We start from the raw sequence: 14,739 nt of genomic DNA on the forward strand, positions 1-14,739 counted from the left end.
AAATGGTCGATGCAACTAAGGTTGCAAAGTTGTGGCAATCAATCAGGACTGCAAGCGCTTTTAACCTCCAAAGCTATCGAACTGAAAAATAAATGATTCTTGCGGCGCAAAACATCTTCGCGGCGGCAAAAATCAAACGCCCAACACGCTTTACAGACATTGCTAATGAAAAAGGGCCGCCCGAAGGCAGCCCAAATTCCTAACATCATAAGCGGCGGACGTCTGGCAGATTGGCCTATGCGGCCAATCGCCTTTTGTCGCATCCCAAATCCCAACGGGATTTGTGATTACATCATGCCGCCCATGCCGCCCATGCCGCCCATGTCGGGCATGCCGCCGCCTGCCGCCGCGCCTTCTTTGGCGGGCTTGTCAGCAACCATGGCTTCGGTGGTGATCAGAAGGCCAGCAACCGATGCCGCATCTTCCAGAGCGGTGCGGGTCACTTTGGCCGGGTCGATCACGCCGAAGGAGAACATGTCGCCATATTCATCGGTCTGGGCGTTGTAGCCGAAGCTGTTGTCCGCGGATTCGCGGATCTTGCCTGCAACCACGGCACCGTCGACACCTGCGTTTTCAGCGATCTGGCGCAGCGGCGCTTCGATGGCTTTGCGCACGATGGTGATACCGGCGTTCTGGTCAGAGTTTGCACCCTCGACACCGTCCAGTGCCTTACCAGCCTGAACCAGAGCAACACCACCACCAACGATGACGCCTTCCTGCACAGCTGCGCGGGTTGCGTTCAGGGCATCGTCGACGCGGTCTTTACGCTCTTTCACTTCCACTTCGGTCATGCCACCGACGCGGATCACGGCAACACCGCCTGCCAGTTTGGCAACGCGCTCTTGCAGCTTCTCACGGTCATAGTCGGACGTGGTTTCTTCGATCTGGGTGCGGATCTGTGCAACACGTGCTTCGATCTCGGCCTTCTCGCCAGCACCATCGACGATGGTGGTTTCGTCTTTGGTGATTTCGATTTTCTTGGCGGTGCCCAGCATGTCCATGGTGACGGACTCAAGCTTCATGCCCAGATCTTCGGAGATCACCTGACCACCGGTCAGAATTGCGATGTCCTGCAGCATGGCTTTGCGGCGATCGCCGAAGCCCGGTGCCTTGACAGCAGCAATTTTCAGGCCGCCGCGCAGTTTGTTGACAACCAGAGTTGCCAGCGCTTCGCCTTCAACGTCTTCCGCGATGATCAGCAGCGGCTTCTGCGACTGGATCACCTGCTCCAGCAGCGGAACCATGGCTTGCAGCGAGGAGAGTTTCTTCTCGTGCAGCAGGATCATGCAGTCGTCGAGCTCAGCAATCATCTTGTCAGGGTTGGTGACGAAGTAAGGCGACAGGTAGCCACGGTCGAACTGCATACCTTCGACAACGGTGGTCTCGGTTTCCAGACCTTTGTTTTCTTCGACGGTGATGACACCTTCGTTGCCGACTTTCTGCATCGCGTCTGCAATCTGACGGCCGATCTCAGCTTCGCCGTTGGCGGAGATGGTGCCAACCTGCGCAACTTCGTCGCTGTCTTTTACGTCACGGGCCGATGCTTTGATCGCTTCGACGACCTTGGAGGTCGCGAGGTCGATGCCGCGCTTCAGATCCATCGGGTTCAGGCCCGCTGCAACCTGCTTCAGGCCTTCTTTGACGATGGCTTGCGCCAGCACGGTTGCGGTGGTGGTACCGTCACCGGCTTCGTCGTTGGTGCGGGAAGCAACTTCCTTCACCATCTGGGCGCCCATGTTTTCGAACTTGTCTTCCAGTTCGATTTCTTTGGCAACCGACACACCGTCCTTGGTGATGCGCGGTGCGCCGAAGGATTTGTCCAGAACCACGTTGCGGCCTTTGGGGCCCAGGGTCACTTTCACGGCATCAGCCAGAATATTGACGCCGTTCAGCATACGGTTGCGGGCATCGGTGTCGAATTTGACGTCCTTAGCAGCCATTGTTCACTCTCCTAGAGAAAATCTGTAATTGTCAGCGAATGGGATCAGAGAAGATGTCGGGAAAATCCCGGCGTCTTACTCGATGATGCCCATGATGTCGCTTTCTTTCATCATCAGCAGCTCTTCGCCGTCGACGCTGACCTCGGTGCCGGACCATTTGCCGAACAGGATCTTGTCGCCAGCAGACACAGCCATCGCGATCAGCTCGCCGCTGTCCTTGCGTGCGCCTTCGCCGGTTGCGACGACAACGCCTTCGCTCGGCTTTTCCTTGGCGGAATCAGGAATGATCAGACCACCGGCGGTTTTTTCTTCGCTCTCGGTGCGACGGACCAGCACGCGGTCATGAAGCGGTTTCAATGCCATCTTTGTAGCTCCTTAAAGGCTCAAAGGTTGTTGTCTCGCCCCCCTGCTCCCCGCAGGAGGTGTTAGCACTCAACGTATCTGAGTGCTAACGATGGAATAGCTAGGCAGGGTGCGCGCGCCTGTCAACAGGTTGGTTGGGAAATTTTGTGGCAATTTTCTGCCCTGGACGTCAGCCCTGACCCGCGTCGGATTGCGTCGCATCAATCGGCTCTGTCGGCTCCCAGCTATGCGCCCAATGGACCAGCCCTGCCTGGCCAGCCTCCGTCAGTTGATAGACACCGGTTTGCACCCGCATGAACCAGCCGTAGTGATTGCTTGCCATGATCCGCGTTGCCCGGGGAACGTTGGCCATCTTGGCCACGACCGCGCCTTTGCTCGGCCCGCATTCAGCCAGATGGGCGGCACAGCGCAGCGCATCCTGACGATAGGCTGTGACAATGCCGTGCCGTGTGGCGCCGCCTGCGTTGGGATCGCCCTGAAGGCGCTGAAACTCGCGCAGCAGACGCGTCTGTTTCTTCGCCGACTTTCGCGGCGCATACGGCCCCGGATCACATTGCACCTCAACCCGCCCATCCGGCAGTACCGTGATCAGCCCCAATCCCAGACGTCGGCACATCGACAGATTGTCCTTGAGCATGCGCCGCGCCTGACGGCCCGATGGTTTGGGCACCGCGATATAGACCAGATCACTCAGCGCGAGCCGTGTGATCGCCTGATGAAACAGGGAGAGTGAAAACCGCAGTTTCAGTTCCACAATGACCGGAGGCTCATCACCGCGACAGGCTACAACGTCAGCGGCGCCGACCTCACCCTTGACGGTGTAGCCCTGGCTTTCGAACAGGGCCTTAACAGGCGGATAGAGCTGATCTTCTCGGTCCATAGCGCGATGGTAGCCGCGACCGCGCCGAAGGAAAAGCAATTCGCCACGATCGCCTGCCCGGTGCCTTAGATCCGTGCCGGTCAGCGTAAATCTGCACAAACGACATAGCCGCCTTGATCAGTCACCGGTCCGGGGTGACAAGTCTTTGCCCCATGCCTATAAGACGCGCAAAATTCCGGCACCTGCATAGGACACACGTCATGACCACCTTCGTCTTCGGCCATAAATCTCCCGACACCGATTCCACCGGCTCCGCGATCATCTGGTCCTGGTACCTGAACCAGATCAAAGGCGTCGACGCCGCGCCGAAACTGCTGGGCGAGCCCAACACCGAGGCGGCCTTCATGCTGCAGCACTGGGGTCTGGACAAGCCGGAGATCATCGCAGACGTCGCCGATGACCAGCCTGTCGTGATCGTCGACACCAACAATCCCGCCGAATTGCCAGCCAATATCAATGGCGCCGATATTCAAGCGATCATTGATCACCATAAGCTGGTTGGCGGCCTTGAAACCAAAGGCCCTATCAACATCCGCATTGAGCCGGTCGCCTGCACCGCGACCATCATGTGGAAGATGATCGGCGCCGATCTGGCCCAGGCCCCGCGCGACATCAAAGGCGCGATGCTGACCTGCATCCTGAGCGACACGTTGGAATTCCGCTCCCCCACCACAACCCAGGAAGATAAGGCCGTGGCTTATAGCCTGGCAGAAGATCTGGGCGTGGATATCGCCGCTTATGCCGCCGATATGTTTGCTGCGAAATCCGACGTGTCGGCCTTCTCCGACGCGGAACTTCTGCGGATGGATTCAAAAGAGTATGCCATCGACGGCACCAAGTTCCGCGTCTCCGTTCTGGAAACCACCGCTCCCGGCGTGGTTCTGGATCGCAAGGCGTCCTTGATGGAAACCATGACATCGGTGGCCAAAGAAGACGGTGTCGATCAGGTTCTGCTTTTCGTCGTGGACATCCTGAAGGAAGAGGCCACATTGCTGGTCCCCAATGATCTGGTGCGCAGCCTCGCCTCCAAGAGCTTTGATGCCACAGCTGAGGGCGATACCGTCGTTCTGCCTGGCGTGATGAGCCGTAAGAAACAGATCATCCCCAATCTGGCGATCTGAGGTCGCTAGATCTCAATGCGCTAAGGTTGAGGCGGCTTTCTATTGCTGCCGCAATCTGATTGTTGAAATGCGGGGCTTATACAGAGCCCCGCATTTTTGATTTCCGAACGATCCCCGCAGAGGGGTCACTGTCAGCAGCGCTCTGCCAGTTGTCCTTGCAGCGGCGAACGCCTGTGCCCGGGGTTCCCATGCTGCATCGGGTTGGCAGCCTGCGCCTGAGGTCTGCAACCTCACATGCCCCTTTCCGGCGACAGGGCCAGCGCGCCGTGAACCTGATATGCAATCGTGCAAGCAAGTTTGAAACGGGCTGGCTCTTCTTTTGCGCTGCACGGCTTTGCCTTATATGCCAACTGCGGCCGCGCCTAGCCTGCCTACAGCGACGCGCAAAACCTGCCATGACTATCACGCTGCTGACCAGCCCGCCGTTGCTTGGCAGGTAATACGGCCCGATAGAACCGCGCAGAATCTGTCGGCAGAGTACATCGCGCGGTCAAGAGGATCAGACACGCCCTCCGGATTGCCGTAACCCGCCATCCCCAGGCCTCATATAGACTGGGCTCATCCTTGCCACCCCGATGCTGCCCACCTTGATATCTGCATCATGTGAAGCGCCTTTATCTGAAGCCCTGTATCTGAAGCACCGTGATCACTGAAGTTCACAACCAAGGCACGCCATGTCAGCCGCGCGCCTTGGTCCGATCCGTGTTATGCGAAATTTGCCACCGCATCGTCATCCGCCCAGCCGTCACGGTTCCCGGCATCGCCTGCCGACGCAGCGGGTTTCTGCGATGACGGGCTGTGATTGTCCCAATCATCAATGCCGTCCCCTGAAACGGGTCCATGTGCAGAGACCTCATTGTAGTCTTCCCAGCGTTCCTCATCGGGATGGCCAGCCTCGACCACTTCCGCTGCGCGCGTGGCTGCAGAGACGGATCCGCCTTCGACCCCATCGGATGACAGCAGGATAAACTGGCTGACAATCTGATTAAGTCCGTAGGTCTCACTGTTCATCTTCAGAATGGCTGCACCGGATTCCTCAACCATTGCGGCATTCTGCTGCGTGACATTGTCCAGCTGAGCAACCCCGATATTGATCTCGTTCAGCCCCTGCGCCTGTTCCCCGGACTCCGAAGAGATTCCGGAAACCAAAGTCGCGATATTGACCACTTCTCCGACAACCTGCGAGAGGGCCTTGCCGGCGCTATCGACCTTTTCGACGCCTTCCTCGACAGTTCTGGTGCTGGCTGTGATCAGCGTTTTGATTTCATTGGCCGCATCCGATGACCGTTGCGCCAATGCACGCACCTCGGACGCCACCACAGCGAAACCACGACCGACCTCACCCGCTCGGGCGGCCTCAACACCTGCATTCAGGGCGAGCAGATTGGTCTGGAAGGCGATATCGTCAATGACGCCGATGATTTGGGATATCTGGCCTGAGGAACGCTCGATCTCGTTCATCGCCTCGATTGCACCTTCGACAACCCGGCCACTGTTCTCAACATCCTTGCGGGCGGAATCCACCGCACCTTCTACCGCTTTGGCGTTCTTCGCGGAATTGCTGACGCTGACGGTCATCTCTTCCAACGCAGCTGCGGTTTCTTCCAGAGTGGCCGCCTGGCTTTCGGTACGGGCAGACATATCCTCGGACCCGCTCCGGATTTCATCGGACTGGGTCTGAATCGCTGCACTCGCCTTGACCACCTGCGCCATAACCTCGTTCAGCTTGTCGACGGTTTCGTTGTAGTTGATCCGCAGCGGATCATAGTCGGAACCAAAGCTGTCGTTGATCTGATCGCTGAAGTCGCCCGCCGCAAGCCGCTGCAAGCCCTGACGCAAACGGTCGATGACCTTTTCGCTTTCATCGCGCAGTGCGTTCTGTTTTTCCAACTCGTCGATGACACGGCCCGACACACGGTCAATGTCATGGGCAATCTGCCCGAAATCATCGCCGCGCATGCGGGCTTCGACCTTCAGGCCAAAGTCGCCTTCAGCAACTTCGCGCAGGGCCTCGCGCATACGGCCAATCGGGCGCACGATATTCAGGGTCATTTTGCGGGCGTTGTAGATGGTCACCAAGATCAGCAGGGCCGATGTGCCGAGAAGCATGTACAGCAGGGCCATATCATGCGCCCGCGCAGCGGCTGCGGTTTCGATTGCCGATTCCTCGATCCAGTCACTCAGCGGGTGGAGTTTTTTGTTGAGGGCCTTGTAGCTTTGTTCAAACGCGTCAACCTTGGCCTCCGCCGCAACCGGATCCTCAATCGCCAACTCAGCAAGCGCGACGCCTCGCTCTAAAAACACATTGACCTCTGGCACCATACTCTCAACTTGTGTCAGGGCTCTCGGCGGCAGCGTGTCCCCTTTCAGCAATTCAAGGTTCTTACGCAACTCCTCGCCAGCTTCAGAGACCCGCAGGCGCAGCTGCTCCTTCTCTTCGGCGGTAGCGTGGTCACCCGCAAACACCAGATAGATCACCTCGGCATGCAGTTCTTCATGCAGCAGGTCAATTTTCAACTCATGCCGAACCGTTTTGGTCACATCAATCTGACGTTCCAATTCCAGTTCGCTCTGCCAGAGGCTGTAAACAGATATGAGAGCAAGCACCAGGATCGTAAAAACCGATACAGCTCCCGAAATCATAAATCGGGTTTTCGTGGAAATCGTTCGAAACATTACAGCACACCTCAGGGTTGAAACTCACGACCGTTCTACGCCTCGGTTATTAAAAAACTGGAAATAGGGCCGATCTGGTCAAATACCGCCTGCTCTGCCATAGCTTGGGCAACCGGAATTCCACGCGAAAGATCAGCCCATGTCTCAGATCATTTCCTCGCTCGCAGAGGTCTCAACCCAGTACAAAGCCCTGTTCGTCGATCTGTGGGGCTGTGTTCACAACGGAATCACCGCCTATCCAGAAGCAGTCGCAGCGCTGCAGGCCTATCGCAAGGACGGCGGCATCGTTGTGCTGCTGACCAACTCCCCCAAACCCCGCGCCGGGGTTGCGGCTCAGCTGGGTGACTTTGGTGTGCCGGATGATGCCTATGACACCATTGCCACCTCCGGCGACTCCGCACGGGCCGCGATGTTCAATGGCGCGGTCGGAAGCAAAGTCTATTTCATGGGCGAATGGGAGCGCGACGCCGGGTTCTTCGAACCGCTGAAAATGCTCGACGATCCGCTCGACGTTGTCCGGGTGCCGCTCAAAGAAGCCGAAGGCATTGTCTGCTGCGGTCCCTTTGACACCCAAGCAGACCCTGATGTGAACCGGCCCGACTTTCTCTATGCCAAACAGATGGGCTTAAAGTTGCTTTGCGCGAACCCCGATATCGTGGTCGATCGTGGCGAAACCCGCGAATGGTGCGCCGGCGCGCTGGCGCGGCTTTATACCGAAATGGGCGGCGAGAGCCTCTATTTCGGCAAACCCCATCCGCCGATCTATGATCTGGCGCGGCGGCGTCTGGCGGAACTGGGTCAGGACATCGCCGACCGCGACATTCTGGCGATCGGCGATGGGCCGCATACGGATGTCGCCGGCGCCATGGGGGAGGGTCTGGACTCACTGTTCATCACAGGTGGACTTGCCGCAAAAGAGACCCAAACCGATCACCAACCGGATGAAACCGCGCTAACCCAATACTTGGAAAAGGAAAATTCCGCGCCAACCTATTCCATCGGCAAATTGCGCTAAGCCAGAAAACGCTTGCTTTTCTGCGGTTGCGAAGTAATAAAGTTGCCGCAAAGAGTTAATATTTGCCCGATTGTTTCCAGCCCATACCAGGCGGACCGCCAAAAAACAATCGACTGCAAATCTACGGCAACCGGGAGAGGCACATGTTGGACAATTTTCCACGCGGGACCATCTGCATTGAAGATATCGAAATGGGGATGGTCCGCTATCTGCGCAAAGAGGTGACAGATAAGGACATCGAGATGTTCGCCGAAGTCTCGACCGATCATAATCCTGTGCACCTGGATGAGGATTACGCTCAGGACACCATGTTTCAGGGGCGCATTGCTCATGGGATGCTGACAGCCGGGCTGATCTCTGCGGTGATCGGCGAGCAGCTGCCCGGCCATGGCACCATCTACATGAGTCAATCGCTGAAGTTCCTCGCCCCTGTGCGCCCCGGCGATCTGGTTCTGGCCGAGGTCGAAGTCACTGGCATCGAAATCGACAAGCGGCGGGTCAAGCTGGATTGCCGCTGCATGGTCGACGGCAAGAAGGTGTTGGTCGGTGAGGCCATGGTGATGGCGCCGTCCCGCAAGTTTGACTGAGCCAAGGCGGCCCCGCAGCAACCGGCACCAACCCGCGGCATGGCCCTTGCAAGCGCGCGTCGGCGCGGCTAGGCAGTGGCCATGCGCATTATCCGTGACTTTCAATTCGTAGATCCAAAGGATCGTGGAGCCGTCGCCGCCATCGGCAATTTCGATGGTGTTCATCGCGGCCATCAATCGGTCATCGACCTGGCCCGCGAGGCAGAGCCGCAAGCGCCGCTGGGGGTGATGACATTTGAGCCGCACCCACGTGAGTTCTTTGCCCCAGATGCCCCACCGTTCCGGCTGATGTCAGCCGAGGCGCGCGCGTCGCGGCTGGAAAAACTGGGAGTCGAGCGCCTCTATCAGCTGAACTTCAACGCGGCGTTGTCTGGCCTCACACCCGAGGCTTTTGCGCGCAAGGTCATCGCTGACGGGTTGGGGCTGCGGCATGTGGTTGTCGGTTCCGACTTCTGTTTCGGCAAGGGGCGTGCGGGCACTGCCGAGGATCTCAAACGCTTTGGCGAGGATATGGGGTTTGGCGTGACCATCGCCCCGCTGATGGAATACTCCGAGGACACAGTGTCCTCCACCGCCATTCGCCGCGCATTGAGTGAAGGACGCCCGCGGGATGCCGCCAACATGCTGGGCCATTGGCACCGGATTGAGGGCGAAGTGATCGGCGGCGAACAGCGCGGCCGCGAATTGGGCTATCCCACCGCCAATATGTCCATCGACGGGCTGCATCAGCCTGCTTTTGGCGTCTATGCGGTGCTGGTTGACGTGCTCGATGGGCCGCATCAGGGCAGCTATCACGGGGCGGCCTCCGTTGGTGTGCGTCCGATGTTTGACGGCAGCCATCCCAACATCGAAACCTTCCTGTTTGATTTCACCGGCAACCTCTATGGTGCGACGCTGTCTGTCGGTCTGGTAGAATACCTGCGCCCGGAAATGACCTTTGACGGGCTCGGCGGGTTGCTGGCGCAGATGGACGCGGATTGCACACAGGCGCGCAGCCTTTTGGCGGCCCTATGAGCGACGGTATTGATCGCAACGGACTGGCCAAACGGTTCTGGGAAAAGAAACCACTGGCGAAGCTGAACAACCGTGAGTGGGAGGCGCTTTGTGACGGCTGTGGCAAGTGCTGCCTCAACAAGCTGGAGGACGAGGACAGCGGCGAGGTTGCGCTGACCCGTGTTGCCTGCCGCCTGCTGGATGATGCCACCTGCCGCTGTGCCCATTATGAGAACCGCCACCAGTTTGTTCCAGAATGTATCGTGCTGAAACCGGACAATCTGGACACGCACGCCTATTGGATGCCGCAGACCTGCGCCTATCGCCTGCTGTGGGAGGGCAACCCCCTGCCCGACTGGCATCCGTTGATCACCGGTGATCCGGCCAGCGTGCATGAGGCGGGTGTCTCGGTGCGCGGCTGGACCGTTTCCGAATTCGACACCCCCGAAGAAGACTGGGAAGAGCATATTATCGAGGAGCCGCTCTAAATGCATTTCGCCTCTGACAATTCTGGCCCGGCCAATCCCGAAATCCTTGCAGCGCTGAATGCCGCGAACACCGGCTACGCCATGGGCTATGGCGCTGATGAGGAGATGGCCAAGGTCACGGCCCGCATTCGCGAGATCTTTGAAGCCCCGGAGGCTGCCGTCTATCTGGTGGCAACCGGCACGGCGGCCAATGTGCTGGCGCTGTCAACTCTGTCGCAGCCTTGGCAGACGCTGTTTTGCAGCGCCCCCGCCCATATCAATATGGACGAATGCAACGCGCCGGAGTTCTACACCGGCGGCGCCAAGCTGACGCTGGTCACAGCAGCCGACAAGATGACTCCCGCCAATCTGCGCGCTGCGATTGAGGGCGAGGAAACCCGTGGCGTACACGGGCCGCAACGCGGACCGGTCTCGATCACCCAGGTGACGGAATTCGGCACGGTCTACACAGTGGATGAGCTGGCGGCCCTTGGCGATGTGGTCACATCCTATGGCCTAGCAATGCATCTGGACGGGGCGCGTTTTACCAACGCGCTGGTCTCTCTCGGCTGCTCCCCGGCGGAGATGACATGGAAAGCAGGCGTCGATGCGGTCTCTTTTGGAGGCACCAAGAACGGCTGCATGGGCGTCGAGGCGGTGATCTTCTTCGATCCGGCAAAGGCCCAGGAGTTCGAATATCGCCGCAAACGCGGCGCGCATCTGTTCTCCAAACACCGCTATCTGTCGGCGCAGATGCTGGCCTATCTGACCGACGATCTGTGGCTGAGAAACGCCCATGCCGCCAATGCAAAAGCCGCGCGTCTGGCGACAGGGTTGCGCAATGCCGGGGCCCATTTCAGTCATGAACCGCAGGCCAATATGATCTTTGCCACGCTGCCCCGCGCGACCCATCAGCGGCTGTTCGATGCGGGCGCTGTCTATCATCTCTGGGACGGAACCCTGGACGGCGCCGCAAAGGAAGAGCTCACAGCGCGCTTTGTCTGTGACTGGTCGATCGGCGACGATCAGATCGACGCGTTTCTGGCGCTGCTATAGATCATATCCTGAGGGCGGCGGTTCCAACGGCTGCCTTCAGACTGCCGCGACCGAGGCCAAAGACATGGTACCCACGACGCTCTCACGGTTGAGAAAATGCCGGGCCATGTCGCCCGCAAACCCGGTCTTGCGGTAACCGACACCCACCACCCGCGTCACCGGGTCGATGTCCGAAATGTCACGCAACACAATGCCACGATGGGCCTCACCATGGGACATCGGCATTAGCGCCACCCCCAACCCGGCGGCCACCAGATCCATCAGCTGGGCATCATGGATCGCGCTGGCCGCCACCCGCAGCCCCGCCAATGCCGCCTCCCCCTGCGCCAGCGAAGTCAGAAAGCGATCGGCGCTGGGACAATAAGGGCGCGCAATCAGCGCCTCCCCGGCCATATCGGCGAGGGTCAGCTTTGCCTTCGCCAACAGCGGATGCGCGCAGTGAAGCGCAAGGCCGTAACGCTCCTGCCAGAGCGGGTGATACCCGCAGCCACGCGGCAGGCAGCTTTCGGCGACAAACTGCAGATCGGCCTGCAGCGCATCATCGGTGAATAGAAACTGCGCCCGCGGCACCGCACGGCGGATCCGGGCCAACCCGGCCTCAAACGGCGCCATCATCACATCAGGCGCACAATATACCCGCACCATACGCGCCACATGGCCTTTCAGCCGTGCCTCAAGCTGGCTCACCTGTGCCAGAACCCCACCGGCCTGGCTGTACAGCTCATGGCCGAGCGCGGTTGGCGTCAGCCCATCCCTGCCGCGGTGAAACAATGGCCCGTCATAGCGATCTTCAAGCCGGGCAATCGCGGCAGAGACCGATGGCTGGCGTACATCGCAGGCGCGAGCTGCAGCGCTAAAGGTTCCCAATTCATAGGCGGCGCGAAAGTACCGAAGCGGTGTGAGATCATCCATAGTTCAAAACTATACCAAGGATAGATGACAGAGCAATTCCCTATACTCGATTTCTTTGCGATCCTGACTTCACACCCAACAGGAGAACACCATGCCCGCAACCAATCTGGCCACCGCCCCCGGTACCGACACCACATCGCAACCTGCCATCGAGCAATTGCTCCGGCTGTTCGAAGCAGGCGATCCGGCTCTGATGGGCTTTATCGCGCCGGACATTGATTTCCGCATTGACCACTACCGCGACAGCGACGGTGTCGACGTCAGCTGGCAACAGGCCACGGATATTGAAGGCTTCGGCGTGATCCTGTCCCGGCTTGGGCCGGAGGTGTTTCCCCAGGGCACCAAAATTGTCGGACTCAGCTCACAGGATCTGGGCGATGGCTGGTACAACACCCGCTTTCATCAACGCTATCACTATGCTGTGCGTGGCCGCATGGTGGAAAGCGTCACCTTCATCCTGTCGCATCAGGCGGATGGCAAAATTGACTATTTTCGCGAAACCGTCACCACGGTGAACGATATCTGACCGCCCTCTCACCCCAGGACCCTCAAAACGCAAAGTCGAGGCGCAGTGCCGCCTCGGCTTTCTCTGGTCAGACAGCCCCGGCAAGGGACATGATGGATAGCTTAGACCTCAGCTGGTGCCGGTATGACCTCCGGCCAGAACCCCTGCAGCAGCGCGGCGGTTTCAGCAGGATGGGTGATCGGCAGCATATGTCCGGCGCTGTCAATTCGGCGGCAGGTCACATCCGGCAGCCGTGCAGCCAGCGCACGAATGACCTCATGCATAATGGGCTGGCTCTTACCGCCATCAATCAGCAGACAGGGCATCGTCACGCGTGCCAGCTTCTCCGGTGTCAGCACCCCCAGCATATCCTCATAGACTTGTGTATCGCAGGCCATCACGGCTGGAAAACTGCGCACCATAGCGTCCCGGGCGCTTTCGGGCAGATCGTTCCACTTTGGGTGGCCCGCCCCCCACGCCCGGTTGAACAGCCGTGTCGCATGTTCAACGTCGCCGTTCAGATATGTTTCGCGCACCGTCATGTGATCCCTGCGCAGCGCCTCCAGCGCCTCGGGGTCGGTGGTCTCCGCTGCGCTCGCCAGCGAGAAGAAAACCGGCTCAACCATCACCAGCGAGCGCACCAGATCCGGGCGTATCTGGGCCATTGCCAGAACGACCGTGGCACCAAAAGAATGGCCGATCAGATCAATCGGACCGTCTTTGGCGAGGTTTTCAGCCTCAATCAGAGCCAGCCCCGCCTCGGCGTTGCGCAGTTGCAGCAGCCCTTCACCATCCCAGTCCGGGCTTCGGCCGTGGGACAACATGTCAAAACTGGAGACCATCACTTGTTCTTCCAGAATGGTAGCCAATCCGCGCCAGGCACCGGAATGTGCAAGCGAGCAGTGAACGGCCATCACCTTTCTGGGACCACATCCAAAAACATGGCTGGCAACAGGCTGCGCCAGCCCCGTAGACATCGCCCCCATCATTGCCACCCGGTTGTGCCGGTTCGGCCACCTTCAACCAATGCCACCATCTTCCGCTCTTTCCTGCAACCCCAGCAGGTTTCTCCTGCTCTGTCGTTCGCCACCATGGGCCTGTTCTCCCGCATTAAATCTAGGCGCGAGGGTACGCCCATGCTAAGCGGGGTTCAACATCACGAATCTGTCACACTGCCATTGCTGCCTGGGGATAACAGCCAATGCCGACCTTGAACGAACCCAAGCTGATTGCTGGGAACGCCAATCTTCCGCTTGCCGAAACCATTACCCGCCGCATGTCGATGCACCGCGGAGTCGATCAGGGCCTCGTTGATGCCCGGGTCGAGCGGTTCAACGACGGCGAGATCTTCGTCGAAGTCTATGAGAACGTCCGCGGCGAGGACATGTTCATCATTCAGCCGACCTCAAACCCGGCCAATGACAACCTGATGGAGCTGTTGATCATCGCTGATGCACTGCGCCGGTCTTCGGCCCAGCGTATCACCGCAGTGATCCCGTATTTCGGCTACGCCCGTCAGGATCGCCGCACCAAGGCGCGCACCCCGATTTCGGCCAAACTGGTTGCCAATATGCTGACCGGCGCGGGCATCGAACGGGTGCTGACCATGGATCTGCATGCCGCTCAGATTCAGGGCTTCTTTGATATCCCGGTCGACAATCTCTATGCCTCGCCGATCTTTGCGCTGGATGTGAAAAACCAGTTCAAGGACAGCATGGACGAAATCATGGTGGTCTCGCCCGACGTCGGCGGCGTGGCCCGCGCGCGTGAGCTGGCCAAGCGGATCAATGCACCGCTCTCGATCGTGGACAAACGCCGCGAAAAGGCAGGCGAAGTGGCCGAGATGACTGTGATTGGCGATGTGACCGATAAGATCTGTCTCATCATCGACGATATGTGCGACACCGCCGGCACCCTCTGCAAGGCCGCTCAGGTCCTGCTCGACAATGGCGCCAAGGAAGTCCACGCCTATATCACCCATGGCGTCATGAGTGGCCCCGCAGTGGAGCGCGTCAGCAACTCGGTGATGAAATCGCTGGTGCTGACCGATACCATTCAGCCCACCGAAGCCGTTCTCGGCGCGCCAAATATCCGCATCCTGCCGACAGCGCCCCTGTTCACTCAGGCGATCCTCAACATTTGGCACGGCACCTCGGTGTCCTCGCTGTTTGAAGACAAGACACTGGTCCCGATCTACGAATCGCTGTCGCGCAACGGCTAAGCC

General features: G+C 59.0%; 14 protein-coding genes. 8 read left to right on the top strand and 6 right to left on the bottom strand.

Translation table 11 applies throughout. From position 1 onward, the window contains the following. Nucleotides 1-287 precede the first annotated feature (287 nt). From groL to D1820_RS07365, 3 genes are all read right to left on the bottom strand, one after another. Nucleotides 288-1,940: a chaperonin GroEL gene (groL, locus tag D1820_RS07355; RefSeq protein WP_102896556.1), complete on the bottom strand. Its 1,653-nt coding sequence runs from the start codon at nt 1,938-1,940 to the stop codon at nt 288-290. Between the two features lie 75 nt (nt 1,941-2,015). Further along, nucleotides 2,016-2,303, bottom strand: coding sequence for a co-chaperone GroES (locus D1820_RS07360; protein WP_027234856.1), 288 nt, complete (start codon nt 2,301-2,303; stop codon nt 2,016-2,018). Between the two features lie 169 nt (nt 2,304-2,472). Next, nucleotides 2,473-3,183: a DUF2161 domain-containing phosphodiesterase gene (locus D1820_RS07365; protein WP_118068387.1), complete on the bottom strand. Its 711-nt coding sequence runs from the start codon at nt 3,181-3,183 to the stop codon at nt 2,473-2,475. A gap of 200 nt (nt 3,184-3,383) precedes the next feature. Here D1820_RS07365 and D1820_RS07370 point away from each other — a divergent pair, with 200 nt between their 5' ends. Further along, on the top strand, nt 3,384-4,304 hold the full coding sequence (locus D1820_RS07370) for a manganese-dependent inorganic pyrophosphatase (protein WP_118068388.1): 921 nt from the start codon (nt 3,384-3,386) through the stop codon (nt 4,302-4,304). A gap of 705 nt (nt 4,305-5,009) precedes the next feature. On the opposite strand, the gene D1820_RS07375 is transcribed toward D1820_RS07370, so the two are convergent. After that, nucleotides 5,010-6,980, bottom strand: coding sequence for a methyl-accepting chemotaxis protein (locus D1820_RS07375; protein ID WP_118068389.1), 1,971 nt, complete (start codon nt 6,978-6,980; stop codon nt 5,010-5,012). A 139-nt stretch (nt 6,981-7,119) separates the two neighbouring features. Here D1820_RS07375 and D1820_RS07380 point away from each other — a divergent pair, with 139 nt between their 5' ends. The 5 genes from D1820_RS07380 (at nt 7,120) to D1820_RS07400 (ending at nt 11,098) form a co-directional block, all read left to right on the top strand. Continuing rightward, nucleotides 7,120-7,995, top strand: a complete 876-nt coding sequence (locus tag D1820_RS07380; RefSeq protein ID WP_118068390.1) for a TIGR01459 family HAD-type hydrolase — start codon at nt 7,120-7,122, stop codon at nt 7,993-7,995. Between the two features lie 143 nt (nt 7,996-8,138). Continuing rightward, the gene (locus tag D1820_RS07385; protein WP_024096372.1) at nt 8,139-8,582 is read left to right on the top strand and encodes a MaoC family dehydratase; all 444 of its coding nucleotides are present in this window, start codon (nt 8,139-8,141) and stop codon (nt 8,580-8,582) included. Nucleotides 8,583-8,663: 81 nt separating this feature from the next. Continuing rightward, nucleotides 8,664-9,596, top strand: coding sequence for a bifunctional riboflavin kinase/FAD synthetase (locus D1820_RS07390; protein WP_118068391.1), 933 nt, complete (start codon nt 8,664-8,666; stop codon nt 9,594-9,596). Further along, nucleotides 9,593-10,063 (top strand): YcgN family cysteine cluster protein, encoded by a 471-nt coding sequence (locus D1820_RS07395; protein ID WP_040173908.1) that lies wholly within the window; start codon nt 9,593-9,595, stop codon nt 10,061-10,063. The genes D1820_RS07390 and D1820_RS07395 overlap by 4 nt, the downstream gene beginning before the upstream one ends. Continuing rightward, entirely contained in the window at nt 10,064-11,098 is a 1,035-nt protein-coding gene (locus D1820_RS07400; protein WP_118068392.1) for a low specificity L-threonine aldolase, read from the top strand. A gap of 36 nt (nt 11,099-11,134) precedes the next feature. On the opposite strand, the gene D1820_RS07405 is transcribed toward D1820_RS07400, so the two are convergent. Further along, a complete protein-coding gene (locus D1820_RS07405; RefSeq protein WP_118068393.1) occupies nt 11,135-12,010 on the bottom strand; it encodes a LysR family transcriptional regulator in 876 nt (291 codons plus the stop codon). 91 nt (nt 12,011-12,101) lie between these two features. Here D1820_RS07405 and D1820_RS07410 point away from each other — a divergent pair, with 91 nt between their 5' ends. Further along, nucleotides 12,102-12,536, top strand: a complete 435-nt coding sequence (locus D1820_RS07410; protein ID WP_024096368.1) for a hypothetical protein — start codon at nt 12,102-12,104, stop codon at nt 12,534-12,536. A 101-nt stretch (nt 12,537-12,637) separates the two neighbouring features. On the opposite strand, the gene D1820_RS07415 is transcribed toward D1820_RS07410, so the two are convergent. Further along, a complete protein-coding gene (locus D1820_RS07415; RefSeq protein WP_118070096.1) occupies nt 12,638-13,501 on the bottom strand; it encodes an alpha/beta fold hydrolase in 864 nt (287 codons plus the stop codon). 215 nt (nt 13,502-13,716) lie between these two features. Between D1820_RS07415 and D1820_RS07420 the strand changes: the two genes are divergently transcribed. Further along, nucleotides 13,717-14,736 (top strand): ribose-phosphate pyrophosphokinase, encoded by a 1,020-nt coding sequence (locus D1820_RS07420; protein ID WP_040173904.1) that lies wholly within the window; start codon nt 13,717-13,719, stop codon nt 14,734-14,736. Nucleotides 14,737-14,739: the final 3 nt, after the last annotated feature.

The sequence above is a fragment of the Phaeobacter sp. LSS9 genome (assembly GCF_003443595.1).
In the GTDB taxonomy this organism is placed as follows: domain Bacteria; phylum Pseudomonadota; class Alphaproteobacteria; order Rhodobacterales; family Rhodobacteraceae; genus Phaeobacter; species Phaeobacter piscinae.

Bases quoted from the DNA above. Each gene is read 5' to 3' on its own strand.
- D1820_RS07375 (WP_118068389.1), bottom strand. From the start codon at position 6,980: ATGTTTCGAACGATTTCCACGAAAACCCGATTTATGATTTCGGGAGCT.
- D1820_RS07405 (WP_118068393.1), bottom strand. From the start codon at position 12,010: ATGGATGATCTCACACCGCTTCGGTACTTTCGCGCCGCCTATGAATTG.
- D1820_RS07410 (WP_024096368.1), top strand. From the start codon at position 12,102: ATGCCCGCAACCAATCTGGCCACCGCCCCCGGTACCGACACCACATCG.
- D1820_RS07380 (WP_118068390.1), top strand. From the start codon at position 7,120: ATGTCTCAGATCATTTCCTCGCTCGCAGAGGTCTCAACCCAGTACAAA.
- D1820_RS07370 (WP_118068388.1), top strand. From the start codon at position 3,384: ATGACCACCTTCGTCTTCGGCCATAAATCTCCCGACACCGATTCCACC.
- D1820_RS07395 (WP_040173908.1), top strand. From the start codon at position 9,593: ATGAGCGACGGTATTGATCGCAACGGACTGGCCAAACGGTTCTGGGAA.
- D1820_RS07420 (WP_040173904.1), top strand. From the start codon at position 13,717: ATGCCGACCTTGAACGAACCCAAGCTGATTGCTGGGAACGCCAATCTT.
- D1820_RS07390 (WP_118068391.1), top strand. From the start codon at position 8,664: ATGCGCATTATCCGTGACTTTCAATTCGTAGATCCAAAGGATCGTGGA.
- groL (WP_102896556.1), bottom strand. From the start codon at position 1,940: ATGGCTGCTAAGGACGTCAAATTCGACACCGATGCCCGCAACCGTATG.
- D1820_RS07400 (WP_118068392.1), top strand. From the start codon at position 10,064: ATGCATTTCGCCTCTGACAATTCTGGCCCGGCCAATCCCGAAATCCTT.
- D1820_RS07360 (WP_027234856.1), bottom strand. From the start codon at position 2,303: ATGGCATTGAAACCGCTTCATGACCGCGTGCTGGTCCGTCGCACCGAG.
- D1820_RS07385 (WP_024096372.1), top strand. From the start codon at position 8,139: ATGTTGGACAATTTTCCACGCGGGACCATCTGCATTGAAGATATCGAA.
- D1820_RS07415 (WP_118070096.1), bottom strand. From the start codon at position 13,501: ATGGGGGCGATGTCTACGGGGCTGGCGCAGCCTGTTGCCAGCCATGTT.
- D1820_RS07365 (WP_118068387.1), bottom strand. From the start codon at position 3,183: ATGGACCGAGAAGATCAGCTCTATCCGCCTGTTAAGGCCCTGTTCGAA.